Here is a 16,465-nt window from a genome sequence, read left to right as displayed (position 1 = left end):
GGGTTCTAAGTTCTACAAAGGCTTTTGAACCCTTGTTGTTTTAGACTTACCAAGTCTTTCCTTACCCCTGCCTGCTACATTACTTGTTTTGCTCACCAAATTAATGCACCAATAACACCTTTCCTTTTTTCAAACCTCATTTGAAAGTTTGTTTTATAAACTATCCAGCTTGCCTTTTTAACACCAATAGTAACAGCAATAACATTTGGCATTTTACCTAGGTGTTCTACGCTTACCTCTCAGAGCACACATTGACTGAATGACTATTGGTAAGGTAAACTTTATGTTTTTACTATCAAAAACCGTATTTTTATAAATAAATAAAATTCTCTAAAATGTGAATTTAGAACAATATTTGTGTATTATTGACACTATAAGACTAGATATTGCGATTAAATACTCTAAAATATGCGAAAAACGCATGTTTAACGAATGATTCCCCACAAGTGTTTCATATTTTTGAAAAAACAATTTGCCAGTACTATGCAGGTGCCGAATTAGGGTTATTGAGACAAGGTCAGACTAGCAGTGTGAACAATCCGGCAACTTATACCTCTTTGCAAATTATCTCGAACAATTGATGTAACTAAAAATGGTTTATTATTATATACTTGTTAAACTCAATATTTTATGAAGCGCATATTCAATAAAACTACAGCTGTACTACTTCTATTTTTTACACTTGTAAGTTTTGCCAGTTTTGCCCAGACCACTGTATCAGGTACAGTCAAAGATGCAAACGGTGAAGGGCTTGTTGGTATCAATGTCATCGTAAAAGGTACTGTAACTGGTGCTGCTACCAACTTAGACGGAAAATTTACCTTTACTACCAATACTGCTCCACCGTTCAAGGTTCAAGTATCCGGGGTAGGCTACGAGACCAAGATAATAGATGTCTCTAACAGTAGTCAAAACCTAGATATAACCCTTAAGGATCAAATATCTGTTACTATGCAGGTAGTAGTGACGGCCTCAAGGGTAGAAGAAAGCATTTTACAATCGCCAGTATCTATTGAAAAAATGGATATTCTGGATATACAAAACACCCCCGCTGACAACTTCTATGATGGATTGGCAAATATGAAAGGGATAGACTTGGTGCCTAGTGGAATGTTGATCAAAATGGTTAACGCCCGTGGTTTTGGTGGTCCCTACCAAACACGTTTTGTACAACGTTTTGATGGAATGGACATGCAAAGCCCTGCTTTGAGTATTCCTTTTGGAAACATGGCTGGTATCCACGACATAGACGTAGAGAGTGTTGAGATTCAGCCTGGGGCTGCTTCTGCTCTGTATGGGCCCAATGCCTTTAACGGAGTAATGAACATGACCAGTAAAAACCCTTTCTTTTACCAAGGGCTTACTGTGCAGATGAAGCAAGGCTTTAATAATGTAAATACGACAACGGTAGACGAAGAAGCCACTCCTTATTCTGAATTTGCATTGCGTTATGGCAAGAAGTTATCAAATAAATTCGCGGTCAAGGTAAATTTCTCTTACCTAAGGGCCAGAGACTGGGCAGCCAATGACCAACGTTTGCTTGCATTGAACAATGACGGATTGTTTGCAGTAAGCAGCAGTAACGAAACTCCCATCAATGGGAATGCTATCAACACCTATGGCGATGAAGCGGCGATTGGGCAAGTAGGTGGGGTAAACATTCACCGTACTGGCTACAAAGAATCAGAGCTTACTGAATATAATGTGCAAAACCTTAGGGCAGATGCTACGCTTTATTACCGTATTACAGATAAGATTGAAGCATCTTATATGGTCAAGTATGCCGAGGGTAACGGACTATTGAGTGGGGCTAACCGTTATAGTTACCGTCCTCAGTTTGTAATTAATAAGTTGGAATTAAAGGGAAGCAACTTTTTCTTGAGAGCTTATAACATGGATCAAAGAGCAGGTAATGGTTCTTATGATTTAAATACGGCTGCCAACCTATTACAAAACCAGAGTAAAGACAATGCTACCTGGCTTACCGATTACACTACGGCTTACAACAGCAACGGTGGAAACCACGCCTTGGCGCGTACAGCCGCAGATAAAGGACGTTTGACCTTGAATTCGCCCGAATTTGAAACCATTAAAAATAAAATACCCGCCGAAGGTGGAGGAGCTTTTATAGAAGAAGGACGCATTACTCACGTAGAAGGGCAATATGACTTTACCTCGTTATTCAACGATGTGGTAGGGGTAACCGTAGGCGCCAGTTATCGTCGTTTTCAAGTAGAATCTAATGGAACTATCTTTGACGACAGAGGAGACAAAGGACCAGTAAGTTATTATGACATAGGTGGGTATATTCAAGTAACCAAATCATTTCTTGATGAGAAATTGAAGGTAGTAGCTTCTGGGCGTTACGACAAGAGCGAATTCTTTGATGGGCTGATAACTCCCAGAGCCTCTTTGGTATTTAGTCCTACCAAACAGCATAACTTCCGCGCCTCTTACCAAACAGGTTTTAAAAACCCAGTTTTTCAGGAACAATCCATCTTTTTCCCTTTAGCACCTGGCGTATTGGTACTTGCCGGGGGTAGACAAGGTTTTCAGGATGCTGCTCATACCGGAACCAGGTTTGATGTGAACACGTTTAGTGCCACGGGCGAGCCCATTACCGTACCTTTTGTACAACCAGAACAAGTAACTTCTGTTGAGTTTGGCTATAAAGGAATGCTTACTCCTGCCTTGTTTGTAGATGCGAGTTACAACCGAAATACATATACCAACTTTATTGGCTTAGACTTGTCCAGAGGGGTGTTGGCTTCTGATGGAGTAGTTTACATTTTTTATGAAAACCTGCCAGGAACATTTAGTACCCAAGGAGCTACTTTTGGTACAAACTATACCTTTGGCAAAGGTTTTACCGCAAGTGCTAATTATACCTGGACTACGTTGGTTGATCAATTACCAGTGGGCTTTGTGCCAAATTTTAATACTCCTGAGCATAAAGTAAACCTTTCTTTTGGCAACCGTAAATTGACCGACAAGCTAGGATTTAACCTGACATGGAGATGGCAAAGCGAGTTTGACTTCCTGTTTGCCTTAAGTGGACAAAATATTACAGGTACAATAGGCACATTCAACACATTTGATGCCCAATTGACTTATAAGGTACGCCAGGGGTTTACGGCTAAAATTGGTGGTTCTAATATTTTCAACCAATACTATACCCAGGCATTGGGGGCCGCAGCTATTGGAGGAATGTATTACATTACTTTTACATTTGATCAATTTGGACGATAAATATATTTGATATTTAGATAAAGGTTGGGGTTTCATAAGAAGCTCCAACCTTTTTTTATTCTTCCTGCAGCATGATTCCCGAAACAAACCTACCCGTTTTACCCTGATCTCGACGGTAAGAAAAAAATAATTCCGGATGGCGGTAAGTACAAAGCTGATCACATTCTATATTATCAGCAGGTACTCCAGCTTCAGTTAAGGTACACTTTATCGCTGCCCAAAGGTCAAAATGTGCTTTTCCTGTCATAGTATGATGGCTGATCATTCCATCTGTAGTACCAAAAGCTGCTTGTACTGCTTCTACTACTACTTCGCCTACCTCATATACTTCAGGGCTGATGCCTGCACCCAAACCCACCAATATGTCTTTAGGCTCAGAGCCAAATTGTTCATGCATGCACTGAATAGTTTGGGCAGCAATCTTTTTTACTGTTCCTTTCCACCCAGAGTGTGCAGCTCCTATAGCTTTTTTTACAGGATCATAAAACAATATCCCCACACAATCAGCACTCAATACATTGAGGCATATACCCTGCATATTCGTCACCAATGCATCCGTATCAGCTATGCTATCCTCATAGGTGGTAGTGCCTCGCCCCCGGTCTTTTGTGCTTACCAGGGCTACTTTACTACTATGCACTTGGTGGAGAAAACAGAAGGATTGTGGAGATATGCCCAAGGCTGTAGCAAGAATTTCACGATTTTTAATTACATTTTCTGGTGCATCATGTATATGAAAACCCACATTCAAACCTTTGCCAGGATCATTGCTTACTCCCCCTTTACGGGTAGATACAAATTGGATAAGGTGCTTGTATTGAGATAAGTTGGTGTATTTTAAATACAACGTACTGTTTGCTTTTACTTCAATCATGTGATGATAACTTACTTTTACCCCTAAAGTCTAGCGCTTGTTTTTATGTCGTTTATGTTGACATACCTGTACCATAATTTGTTTTACCTAATAAAATTCAGCTTTTTTTATATTTAACAAAATAAAGTGTATCTTACTAAGACAACACTGGTTACCCATTTCAACAAGATAACAACTAAATTTGACGAAAACATGACAATGGCTGATACTTTAACCTCATCTAACCAAGAAAACTTTGATTTTTTTAATCATTACAGCCTTTTAAGTAAAGAAAGGGTTATTTTATCTTACAAAGGCCCTATTACCAATGTATTGTTGTCTGAGTTTGGAAAAGATGTAAGGCAAAAACTTCAGGGTAATAAGAAAGTGAGTAAGAAAGTATTTAGTATTTTTATGGAAGTGACTCAAAATATCCTGTTTTACTCTAAAGAAGTCAATCACTTTGGCAACAAAGATAAGGTGGGTACAATTGTAGTAGTAGAATTAAAAGACCACATTAAAATATTGTCTGGTAACCTTATTATACGAAAATCAATCAACTCTTTACTGAAAAAATTTGATGCTATTCAATCATTAGACCGGGAAGCATTGCGTGCATACAAACGTGAGTTACGCGATGCACCCTCAGAGGAAGAAAGCCGAGGGGCAGGCATTGGTTTGGTACAAATAGCATTGGTATCGGATGAAATAGAAGCTAGTATCCAAAACATGGGAGATGAATTTGCTTTTTTTGCCCTCTCTATCAAAGTAAAGTCATAACCAAAAGTATTTTACACAAAAAAAGCCGGAATTGAGTTAGTCAATTCCGGCTTTTCATTTGGCAGGTATAGGTTTAGTGCTGCACTATTAATTTTTTAGCTTCTCTTACTTCTCCCATGACCACTTGTACTATATATACTCCTGCTTTTAAAGCAGTGGTATCCAGCGTAAGTACATTTTTTCCTGCCCTGGCTTGTATACTTTGTGTGGTTAGTCGTACTCCCATCATATTGCTTATATTCAAGGTAGCAGTACCAGCCTTTGGTGCGTTAAATGTCAGCTGTATATCTTGTCCCGCCACAGTTGGATTAGGCGATAACTTCAGGTTCAGCTTGTTGATAGGCTGAATATTAATTTCTACCATTGGGCTGTACCCATGTGTATTGTCTTGGTTAATGGCGTTTAAACGATAATACACAAACTCTTCACCTATTGGCAAGTCGTTGTCTATAAAATCATACAAAGCAGGTGTGCCAGGGTTTCCTTTAGCTGTTACTTTAGCTATTGTGCTAAACTTACCACCTGATACAGCTCTTTGAACTTCATACTCTCTCAGGTTGGTTTCGCTGCTGGTGAGCCAGTTCAAAAACACTTTGTTTTTTCTCAGTCTACCATCAAAATGCAACATTTGTACAGTCAATGGAATCCCCAAGACTGTAGGATCGTTGCCTAGCTCGCAACTAATACGATTCAATGTATTGGCTATGGCAGCACCATTAAGGCATTGACGAAATGACAGCAAATCAATACCAAAGTCGTTACCGTTTTGTGTAGAAGAAATGTTTTCCAGACATAAATTGACATGAGTAACATCATCAGGTACTTGGTAAATACATTGCATGGCTACCCAATTGTCAGGAGATTCAGGTAAAAATACATCTGAGTTAATTACTCTTAAATTGGCAGGGTTACAAGCTCTGGCAGCTCCATAAGCTGAAATAGGATTACCTTTATCCCAAGTAACTCCAGGGTGAACAGGGCGGTGCATTACATCAGCGGTAGACTCAGTACCCGATAATGTATACATACCAGCACTAGTAGCTTGTGCACTGGTAAGGGTTACCCCAGACAAATTTCCGGCAGCTTCGTTGGCAGTGGCCGTAAGCGCTGGATTATACAATCCTTTACCTTCACATACTGTAATGCGTATTTGAGGGTCATCCAGATTACTACGGTTACTTGGAATCAAACTATTGAACCAACCCGAAAATACATAGTAGCGATTGGTTCCTGCGGCCATGGGTATTGTTTGACACCATATTTTTGCCCGATCGCTTAACCCATCTGTTACAAAAAAGTTAGCGTCGTTGTTACTTTCTGGAGGCGGAGTAGTTTTTGGACAAGCATCAGTACCGTGTCCAGGGCTTCCGTTGCTACAATATGCATCATAAGCTGCTCCCCACCCATTGTAACGGTAACCATAAGAGAAGAATGGCTCAAATAAACGTCGGGCACTACTTGCTACACCATAATGTGAGGGACCGCCCATTTCGCCACTATGACCTGTATGTTGACGATAGCCGTATTGGGTAGCAAATACATGTTTTTCCTGAACAGCCTTTAGGTTGGCAGCAGTATAAGTAAAGGTGGTTCCTAAATCTATCGAGTTTTTTGGAAAATTAGTGAAATCTCCATCTCTGACTTGCTCATCTCCCAGGTTACAACTACTATATACAAATATGCTCAGTTTGCCCTGCATAGTACTTGTAAAACGTGTACTAATGACCCGGACAAAATATCGGTGATTCGGTTTGGCTATAAAGGTAAGGGTTTCGCTTCCCTCACCTACTACATTGGCACACCCTACCCTTACCATATTGGTGCAAGGTGCCGGGTCGGTTTGAGGCACTTCATATACTACCAGGGCAGCATTGTTTACGTCAGGGTCAAGCTCTATTACCGAGTCACCATCGTCGTTGTTGTATACCACACTAATGGTGTCAGCCGTAGCACCAGAGTCAAACGATGCCCAACCATCTTTACGAGCGCGGTTGTTACCACTGGTAAACACACAGTTTGCTACTCCAGCCGAAGGAGTAGTTTGTAGGGTAAAATCATCTGAAATATTAAACGGTATGTCTACTTCACCTAATGTAAATGTAGGAGTTGTAGCCAGGTTACACACATCTACTGCCCTACTATCTCCACTAAACAAACACAACTTACCATAGGTAGTGGTGTTATTACCTGATACATTCATCACCCTTATATATACATCTCCAGTAGATGGTGCCGTAAATTTTAACTGCTCTAAACCTACTCCGTTGACATCATTGACGCAAGCTAGAAATTGGGTAGCCGTAAAGCTGCCACAGGCTACACCACTACCATCGTATACAGCCAATGCTATATCATTAGAGGGGGTCAGTAATTGATTGTTATTATCATAAGTTACGGTATAGCCTTGCCCGGCAGTAGCCGTAAATTTAACCCAACCATCGGCAGTGGGTGTACCTATAGGGTGGGCAGGAGCACAAGTTCCAAGCGATGTGCCTGAGTTATCGAAGTGTGATACTGAAGGGGTAGTACAAACAGTGCTTACAGGAATATTAAAACGCATCCCGCAATCACCCACTTGAATGGTATTGGCAGCTGTACAGGCATTAGAAGGGCTTCTGTCTACCGGAGTACCAGTTTGAGGTACATCACTGCTATTGAATATACAAGCCAAGCCAGTCATGGCAGTTTCGTCCAGGTTTACAATTCGCGCAAAATAAGTACGTCCATTTACGGTATTGGGTATGATTACAGTTTCGGTTTGTATAGCGCTGTTGTTACAATCATTGGCACAAAATGGGGTAAAAGACCCAATATTAGATGCTACCGGGCAATTAACTGATGAGACGTTATAGTATACCTCAATCAGGGGGTTACTGGTACTTTCTTGGTTTTCATACTGAACCGTAATATCGCCTCCGTTTCCAGTAAATTTAAACCATACATCTTTGGCAGCTGTAGGACTTCCACAACCCTGTATGCCCATACCAGACGCATCTCCTGCGCCCGCATCTGTTGTAGCAGCAATACTTACCTTTTGGTTACAAGACCCCACCAATATTTCTCTCACAGAAGAGCTATTACAGGCATCGTCTACCAATACATTGGTAATACAAAGTTCTCCGTTCATATCACCACTATTAGTAATGTTGACAACCCGAATAAAATATGCCTGGTTGGGGTTAGTATTGATTTCAATGGCTTCTATGCCATCAGTTACCGCGTTTACACAACTCACCAATGATAAAGCGTTACAGTCTCCAGTATAAATAGCCAATACTGCATCCTGGCTGCCAGTCTCGTTGTACTCTATACGAGTACGGTTGGTCAAAGCTACAAAATTCATCCAGCCATCACGGTAGCTTGAGGTAGACGCGCTTATGTTTGTACCACTACAGGCACTAGGGGCAGTACGCCCTTCGTTGTTGATGTATTTATCAGTAATATTGAAAGCAAGTCCACAAGTACCTACACCTACTGCAGATGACGAAGTACACAAATCATCACGTACTGTGGTTCCTTCATAAAAGCATAAACTACCAAAGACTGTACTACTGGTGGTGGGATCACTAATATTGACTACTCGAATATAGTAAGTATCAGTATTGGGAGCATTAAACTCTATTACTTCGGTACCTTCATTGATTTTGTTACGACAAACCACCTCAGTGAGCGACGCGGGAGCTCCACAAGCTGTTCCATTGGCTCTATAAACTACCAATGCCACATTAATGGCTTCACTTGCATCATTATTATCATTGTCATACAAAATAGTATAAGTATTACCCGCAGTACCATCAAATGAAGCCCAAGCTTCTGATGGTATGCCAGGAGGAGCTGCACAAGTGACTGTAGATGCCCCTAGGTTATTGCTAAAAGCTCCACCATAGACGTTAAATTGCACATTACAATCACCATTTACCAATTTGGTGGCTTCAGCACTACAAGCAGTTGCATGGGCTTTTACAGTATTTTCGTACACACATAATGAGCCTTCCATAATATTGGCATTTGCCATATTAAGTATGCGTATATAGTAGGTACCTGTTTGGGCAGCAGTAAAGTCTACCTTGGCAAATGAAGAGGTGGTGGGCAAACCATCATAACAAGCAGTTTGATCACCGGCTGTACCAGCATCTATGTCCAGTTGTAGCCCACTATTGTCATAGTATATCACAATTCCTGGATAATTAGACCCATTATCGCTTTGGTACTCTACTGCTATATTTTGTCCTGCTGTAGCATCAATTTTTACCCAACCATCACGATTATTGGTAACAGAGGGTTGGATACTGGTACAACCTATGCCCACATCACCAAAACCGCTGTTGTTACCATCAATATCAAATTGTACATTACAAGAACCTATAGGCAAAGAAGGGGCAGTCGATGCGGCAGCCTGAGTGTCACTGCGTTGTTGGCGAAATAAGCACAATTTCCCGTCCATTCCTTCAATGGTGCCTACATTCAGTATTCGAACCCAATAGGTAGTGCTGGCAGTCAGGCTGAGCTCCAGCGACTCAGTACCAGTGCCAGGAATGTTGTTTTGGCAACCCATAAGTGTGTTGGGCACCCCAGCATTGTCATCATATACCAATACTACAGCATCTTGAGCTGTATTGGTATACCTTATTACAAAGTTACCGCCAGTGGCGGGCGTAGTAAACTTAGCCCAGGCATCTTCCTGGATAGCTCCCATAGCAAAACCCGCACAAGGAGCTGTAGCACCCTGTGCCGAATTAGTAAAATCTGAGTTGATAGTAAAGTTGATGTCACAAGATCCTATGACGAACTCTTGAGCATCAGCAGGGATGTCTTTTGCAAGTTGTGGAGCAGGGATGAGTTGGGCTTGGGCTAAACTCATGGCGCATACCAGTACTATACTGATATACAGTAGGCGTTGGAAATAATGCATATAGCAGACGTTTTACCAGGTGATATTTAATAAGAACAAATTGTTGAACGTAAATATAAAGAACCTTGAAAAGGTAAATGGGTTGAGGTAATAAATCTTGGTGTTTTTTACTTTTTTCATAAAAATTAACCGAAAAATGCTACTTAAGAAGGAACTTTAGCTAAATAAAACGGTATATAAAGGATAAACACGAATAATCTTTTCAAGGGGCTTGAGGTGTGGTTAATCTTCCAAAAAAAATAAACAGAAAGCATTAATCTTTGTCAGGTGATTGACGGTAGGCTTGGTGTTTTTTGATAAAGTCATTTACCATTGTTTCCATTAACTGCAAAGGTATTTGCCCCTTGCTTAACACCAATGAATGAAACTTCTTGATGTCAAAGCTGGCTCCTAATGCTTTTTCACACTTACGTTTTAATTCCAAAAGTTTGGCTTCTCCCAATTTATAGCTCAGTACCTGGGCTGGCCAACGCATCACTCGATCTACTTCACGTTGGGCTATGTCCATTCTAAACGGTAAGTGTTTTTGCCAATATGCCAACGCTTGCTGTTTGCTCCATCCTTTGGCATGAATGCCTGCATCCAGCACCACTCTTACTGAGCGGACAAGGTCCCATGACCATTTACCAAACTCGGTATAAATGCTTTGGTACAAGCCCAGTTCTTTGCCAAAGTTTTCACAGTAGGCTGCCCAGCCTTCAAAATAACCAGGGTATGAAATAAGGCTATGAAAAGCAGGACGGTTTTTAAGGTGAAGATTTTCCCAGTCGAAATGGTAGCTATGCCCTGGTAAAGCTTCATGAATATACAAAAAATCCATTCCCCGCCAATTGTGTTTATTTTGGTAAAACTTGAAAAAGAAGGTATTGCCACTCACTTGATTCGGTTGCAAATATCCTGGGGGTGTATCATAATTTGCATTAGGTATAGGGCTTATTTTTACCTTGCGTGATGCAGTAAAGGCAAAAACCTTATGGAGGTTTTGTCGCACAGTACGGTCGATGTGGGCATACCTTGCCAAAATAGTGTCTAAGTTAGTCAACTGAAACCGTGGGTTTTGCAAGTATTGATAAAATGCTTGGTCTCTTCCCTTATACCCTGCTTTTGCCTGTATTCTTCTGATATTGCTTTTTACTCTTGCTACTTCTTTTTTGCCAAATTCCATGATTGCCTCAGGGCTTATTTCGGCTGTCGTCATACGTTTTACATACAACGAATACCAACCTTTAGGTAAAAAACTTAATCCTTGATCGGGTATTGGTTGGTTTTTATATTGCCTGATAAAGGCCAGTTGAAGCTTGAGTTCTTCACGATTTTTTTTAAGCTCATAGACAAAATGGTCATAGTCATATTGATCATTTTGAGCCAGTTTTGCCCGTTGAACCTGCGCAATTTTTGCTGCATATAGCTCAAAAAAAGCTTGTCGTTTCTTGAGCCGTGTCATTGTAGGTATATTGCGTAAGCTGACCTGATAGCTAAAGTTAAAACCTCGCCTAATGTCCAACTTTGCACATTGTTCAGTATAGGTTTGAAAGATTTTTTTGAGGGTAGTGGTCATGTTTTGCTTTTGGGAAAGCGTTTGGCAACTGACCGAAAACCAAGTACAGCAAAAACTAAAAATTAATGCAGGTAAGGGGTATTTCATGATAAATGTTTTTTTAACCTGATAGTGAACAAATTACCTTTGCTCAACCGCCAGAAGGGACTAAATTATCAATATCTATTTTTTATCGCTAACAACATTGTCAAAACCTGCTATTTGCGGCTGAGGGCTGGTGTATAACCTTTGGTTTGCAACTGATCGTCATCCACCCTACTTTGAGAAACAAGGTATCTAATCTTTTTATTTAACTACAGTTTAACAAAAGGCGTGGAAGGAATGTCGGCTGGCTGACAAAAAACAGTAATTCAGAAAATTACATTTGTAAATACAATAGTCCATAGTATTTAGTCGATAGTCCATAGCTGATTTGAGTAAATATTCACCTTGTTAAATACTGTAAACCAGTATTTTATATTAAGATTGTGTACTCACTTTATTTTTAAAAGTGTTTCGGTTTTACGCCTAAACACCCAATTAAATAGTTTTTAAATTCATAAACAACTGACAACCAGCAAACAACTTTGACTAAAATCACTGCGGAGTATTGAAATAACAAGTATACACAAAAACATAGTAGAGAAATTGCCTTGTTTATTCACACGCTTGATAAAGCATCAAAACAGTTTTTTTTCTAAACTTATTATTGTACACCTTGTAGCCAATAGTTTGAATTTGCTACGCTCTAACACCGATTAGATATGACTACAAAATTGACCAAAACACTTTTTGCTTTGACCATCATTGCCTTGTTAAGTACTGCTTTTCGTGTGGGTGACCCTTTGCCCGAAAAAGCCGAAGATGTAAGTCCTTTGCTGGTAGGCGAAAAAATACCTAAAGTAACACTTAACAACACCAAAGGGGAGGCAATAAACCTTCAAAAAATGGTGTCTAACAAACCTACAGTACTCATTTTTTATAGAGGAGGGTGGTGTCCTTATTGCAATCGCCAACTTGCTGGGTTACAAAAAATAGAAAAACAAGTGTTGGCCCTAGGCTATCAGATTGTAGCAATAAGCCCTGACAGCCCTCAGAACTTAAAAAAGACGATGGATAAAAATACCTTGTCTTATACTTTAGTATCCGATGCCAGCGCTGATGCAGCCAAAGCTTTTGGGATTGCATTTAGAGCGCCTAAAAAATATGGTCGTTGGTTGAGTAAAAGCTCTGGTGGGAAAAACACTGAAAACATATTGCCTGTACCTTCAGTATTTGTGCTAAACAAAAAAGGAACGATCAAGTTTGAATATATCAATCCCAATTATAAAGAACGTTTGAGCCCTGAATTGCTGTTGGCTGCCGCCAAATTGAGTAAGTAAAGACATTAAAAAAGCTCCTAAATATATATTTAGGAGCTCTTGCCTCAAAACCCAATGGGGTTGCGCGGTGGAGGCTTGGTATTATCGTCTAACACTTGAGCCAGTTCCTGTAGCATGTTTACAACTATGTCGAACTGACGGTTTTGACTACTAATTTTTCCTTGATTTCCCTCAATCCGTTTTTCTATCTCATCCAAACGACTCTCAAGCTGAGGAGGCAACGCCAACAAAAACTGTCGGTTTACCTTTTGTGCTTCCAGTTCTTTCATCATTGCCACAAAAGTACGGGCAATAAAAATACTCATTCTTACTGCCACACTCGACTTCAGAATACCAGCTGCTTGTATTACTCCCAGCTCAGTAAAAGCAGTAGGTACACTGCTCGAATGTTTGAGATTAGCCAACCGGTCACAGTTTGTGACCAGTTCGTCTTTTTCTTCTTGAGTAAGTTTAAACATAAAGTCCTCAGGAAATTTTTCGATGTTTCTTTTGACTGCCTGATTAAAGTGTTTGGTTTCTACGTCGTATAATTTGGCAAGATCAACATCTAAAATCACATGCTGATTTCTTAATGAAATAATGGCATCTCTTACTGGGTTGATTTTTTCGAGCATTAGGCCTCTCCGTTTTCTTGTGCTTTTTCTTTTTTGATGGCTTCCAACCCCTTTTTTATTAACTCGGCAGCTACTTTGGCTTTGTTGAGTTTTACATCTTCGTTCATTCTTTTGTCGTGTTGGTACTGTAGTATCTCTTTGTCAGTATCGTCATCTACTTCAATGTTCATCCGTGGCATAATACGATCTCTTTTAGTGAAAAAATATAACCATCAAATAGGGTTTGACGGCTAATTAAGTTGTAAATATTTTTAATAACAACTTGTTATAACTTATACAAAGTTACACAAAAAGTGTAAATTATTTGAATTATAACAAACAGTTCACTAGATTTGTAACAAGTTGTAACAAAAAATACTAAAAACACTCTTTAAACTAACAAATAATAAACCACACTTCATGTCACCGCATTTTTGCTAAAAATTCATTGTCAAAACTTGATTTTGCTAAAATTATTAGCCAGATTTACAGTGTAATGTTCATAAAATTAGCAAATGATCAATAAAAACTTGAAAGAGAATCAATTATAAAATTCAGATGGGTCATGAAAAATCTTGCTCAAAAACTTAAAAAAATCAAAAAACCTTCTGAAGTACATCAAAATGATGTGTATTCAGAGACGCATCGTTTGTCAAAAATGAGGGCAAATTATGAAAAGGCACGCGAGGAACTGACCGTTCAACCTTATTCTCAACGCATGAGACCATTAGATAATTTTTTGTATGGGTTTCGATCGGTGTATCATTTTATATCTGTTATTCTGGGGTTGGCAACCTGTGCACTGGTGAGTTTGGTATTTGTAGGAATAGACACCCAAGGCAACGAACAATTTCCTCCCTGGCTGCTCATTCTCATGGCGCTGTTGATTGGTGGTTTGTTGGTGGGCGTATTGGTGGCAGTAGAAATGGCGAAGGTTACTTTTGCAAAAAATATTTTTAAGGCTAAAGCCAAACGAGCCAATATTAATACCTTTTCTATAGTCGCACTGGCTTTTTTGGTATTTGTGTCTATAGCTTTAAGTGGAGTGGGTGGTGCTTTGCTTTCTTATAAAATGGGCGATAAAACCCAACAATTGGGTCAAACACTCAAAACCGGGGAAAATAAAGTGGCCAAACAATACGATCAGCGCCTGGTCCAATTGAACGAAGTAATCGCGGCGCTGGAAAAGCTCTCAGTAGATAAAAAAGCCCGCAAATGGGGGCTCACCAAAGAGGAACAAGCTAACTTACAAACAAGCAAAGCAGAAAAAATACAATTACTGGCGGCTAAAGAAAAAGCACTCAGTAAGTTGAGTACTCAACATGACCATAAGCTTAAGGCAAATCAAGCATATACTTCTACTACAATGTATGTGGCACTTGCGCTCATCACCTTTTTAGAACTTATCACTATTTACGCCTACTCTTTTCATTATCAATATTTGGCACGTACCGAAAACGAAGGGGTACAATTCAATATCTTACCACATAGCGAAGCCTTGGCAGAGACACCTAAAGAAGAATCACAAGACACTATGGTCGAGCGATTGGTAGATAAGCTGAGTGAGGCTTTGCTTGCCAGCAAAGAAAGTGCTCCTGCACCTAAACTAGAAGCAGAAAAACCAGCAGAAAAAACCAAGGAAATAAGCCCCGAGGAAACAACTCTGGCACCCAATACTCCCCCACTGGAGGTTTGGATGCAAGCATTGGAAGAAAAAGTAGCTCAAATTACCCAACAGTTTCAGTCTGCCCCGGCGGCACCTGAAACTGTAGTAGCACAAGCTCCCAACGAAATAAGCTTGCGCCCCAGCAGTACCCGTACTAACTTGCAGGCAATCAACGACAATGCGCCATTGGGCACTCATGTAGAATGTAAAAACCCGGCTTGTAGCAAGCAGTTTCAGAAGCGCAGCCACAACCATAAATACTGTACGCCTAATTGCCGCACCAGTAAATCTTTTAATATTTGAGCTTTGGGCAACAAGTCTGACAAGTAGTGCCTTTTACCAATAGTTTAACACGATGAACCTGAACACTTCAACAGCAAAGTAAGCTTGTCGCTTGTTGCCCAAAGTTCGATACCTGAAGCAAGAATACCAATTATAAATGGATAGATCAACAAACACCCTTTGGCTTGTAGCTGATCGGTGTTTTTTTATTTTCTTGACCTCATACATTCCATTCATAAACTCAAACTCCACTTTCATAAACTACGGCTTGCCCCTTTCGATATAAATTTGCATTTTGAGGAATGTTCAATTCGTCAATAAATCGCCGCTTTTTTCACCTTCCTCAGCCAAAAAAATAAAGTCTAGTGCCTGTGGACAGTGGATGGATTGCTGTCGACTATTGATTCATCTAACTAAAAAAAACAATGAAATATCTATTCAACACTCGTGCCCTTGGTTTGGCATTTATTGCTTGTTTGCTTGCTTGTCTTACGGCTTGTGGTGGAGGTGCCAAAGACAACAACACCGACTCGGCAGACAATACCGATACAACCAGCAAAACGACCACTACTACCAATGAAAGTAGTAACAACAATGCTGGCGATGGTAAGGAATCGGAAGGGGAGCAAAAACCGGTAGCCAAATTGAGCACCAATATAGAGGATTATTACAAAATATGGGTCAAATCTTTTAAAGCCGACCTGGAAAAACAATCGGGGCAAAAGGCGCAAGAACCTGAGGTTTCGGTCAAGGATATTGCCAATGGATTTTTAAAAATAGACTTGATGAGAAGCGGCATTACAGGTTATAATACAATGACACTATGGGCAGCTAAAAATGGTAAAACTACTTTGGGAGTATTGAACCACGGCTGTGGACCTATTTGTTTTTCAGGCACCATTACTTTTTATGAACTAGAGGGCGAAACTTTGAAAAACGTGACTGAAAAGGTGTTTCCAGTAAAAGAACAAGAAAGGCTGCAAAAGCTGGGCTACGAAAAAAGCAAAAGCGACAAAGAATACAGCTACCCTGGCAATGGCTACTGGACTATATTGCCCCTAAACGGCACTACCATAAAAATGGGGCTTGCCAAGGAAAATACTCAAAACAACAACAAGAAAGAGTTTAAAATATTGATGGCCGAACTACAATACAATGTAGCAGATAATACATTTAAATTGGTGGAGAAGTAGGTTGAGTGATTAGAAACA

The 16,465-nt window shown here is 40.0% G+C and carries 10 protein-coding genes; 5 read left to right on the top strand and 5 right to left on the bottom strand.

Annotated elements, in window-relative coordinates; genetic code table 11:
• The first annotated feature begins 630 nt into the window (after nucleotides 1-630).
• A complete protein-coding gene (locus M23134_RS13400; RefSeq protein ID WP_002696907.1) occupies nucleotides 631-3,249 on the top strand; it encodes a TonB-dependent receptor in 2,619 nt (872 codons plus the stop codon).
• 55 nt (nucleotides 3,250-3,304) lie between these two features.
• Here M23134_RS13400 and pgeF read toward each other — a convergent pair whose 3' ends face one another.
• Nucleotides 3,305-4,123 (bottom strand): peptidoglycan editing factor PgeF, encoded by an 819-nt coding sequence (pgeF, locus tag M23134_RS13395; protein WP_002696904.1) that lies wholly within the window; start codon nucleotides 4,121-4,123, stop codon nucleotides 3,305-3,307.
• A gap of 198 nt (nucleotides 4,124-4,321) precedes the next feature.
• Here pgeF and M23134_RS13390 point away from each other — a divergent pair, with 198 nt between their 5' ends.
• Nucleotides 4,322-4,882 (top strand): SiaB family protein kinase, encoded by a 561-nt coding sequence (locus tag M23134_RS13390; protein ID WP_045113521.1) that lies wholly within the window; start codon nucleotides 4,322-4,324, stop codon nucleotides 4,880-4,882.
• Nucleotides 4,883-4,955: 73 nt separating this feature from the next.
• Here the strand turns inward: M23134_RS13390 and M23134_RS13385 are convergent, their stop codons facing one another.
• On the bottom strand, nucleotides 4,956-9,794 hold the full coding sequence (locus M23134_RS13385; RefSeq protein WP_002696901.1) for a pre-peptidase C-terminal domain-containing protein: 4,839 nt from the start codon (nucleotides 9,792-9,794) through the stop codon (nucleotides 4,956-4,958).
• Between the two features lie 253 nt (nucleotides 9,795-10,047).
• Nucleotides 10,048-11,439 carry a DUF885 domain-containing protein gene (locus M23134_RS13380; RefSeq protein WP_082226564.1) on the bottom strand — a complete coding sequence of 464 codons (1,392 nt, stop codon included), beginning with the start codon at nucleotides 11,437-11,439 and terminating at the stop codon, nucleotides 10,048-10,050.
• Between the two features lie 656 nt (nucleotides 11,440-12,095).
• Here M23134_RS13380 and M23134_RS13375 point away from each other — a divergent pair.
• Nucleotides 12,096-12,713 carry a peroxiredoxin-like family protein gene (locus M23134_RS13375; RefSeq protein WP_002696892.1) on the top strand — a complete coding sequence of 206 codons (618 nt, stop codon included), beginning with the start codon at nucleotides 12,096-12,098 and terminating at the stop codon, nucleotides 12,711-12,713.
• 44 nt (nucleotides 12,714-12,757) lie between these two features.
• Here the strand turns inward: M23134_RS13375 and M23134_RS13370 are convergent, their stop codons facing one another.
• Together M23134_RS13370 and M23134_RS41130 are read right to left on the bottom strand one after the other, a co-directional pair.
• Nucleotides 12,758-13,327, bottom strand: coding sequence for an ORF6N domain-containing protein (locus tag M23134_RS13370; RefSeq protein ID WP_002696891.1), 570 nt, complete (start codon nucleotides 13,325-13,327; stop codon nucleotides 12,758-12,760).
• Nucleotides 13,327-13,506, bottom strand: a complete 180-nt coding sequence (locus tag M23134_RS41130; protein ID WP_157558472.1) for a hypothetical protein — start codon at nucleotides 13,504-13,506, stop codon at nucleotides 13,327-13,329. Before M23134_RS41130 ends, M23134_RS13370 begins: the two co-directional genes overlap by 1 nt.
• A gap of 365 nt (nucleotides 13,507-13,871) precedes the next feature.
• On the opposite strand from M23134_RS41130, the gene M23134_RS13365 reads away from it, so the two are divergent.
• Complete coding sequence (locus M23134_RS13365) at nucleotides 13,872-15,275, top strand: DUF996 domain-containing protein (protein ID WP_002696888.1); 1,404 nt, start codon at nucleotides 13,872-13,874, stop codon at nucleotides 15,273-15,275.
• Nucleotides 15,276-15,679: 404 nt separating this feature from the next.
• A complete protein-coding gene (locus tag M23134_RS13360) occupies nucleotides 15,680-16,447 on the top strand; it encodes a hypothetical protein (protein WP_045113520.1) in 768 nt (255 codons plus the stop codon).
• Nucleotides 16,448-16,465 lie beyond the last annotated feature (18 nt).

The sequence above is a fragment of the Microscilla marina ATCC 23134 genome (genome assembly GCF_000169175.1).
Classification (GTDB): domain Bacteria; phylum Bacteroidota; class Bacteroidia; order Cytophagales; family Microscillaceae; genus Microscilla; species Microscilla marina.
The sequence above is the reverse complement of the archived record's forward strand: the minus strand, read 5'-3'. Positions and strand labels throughout refer to the sequence as shown.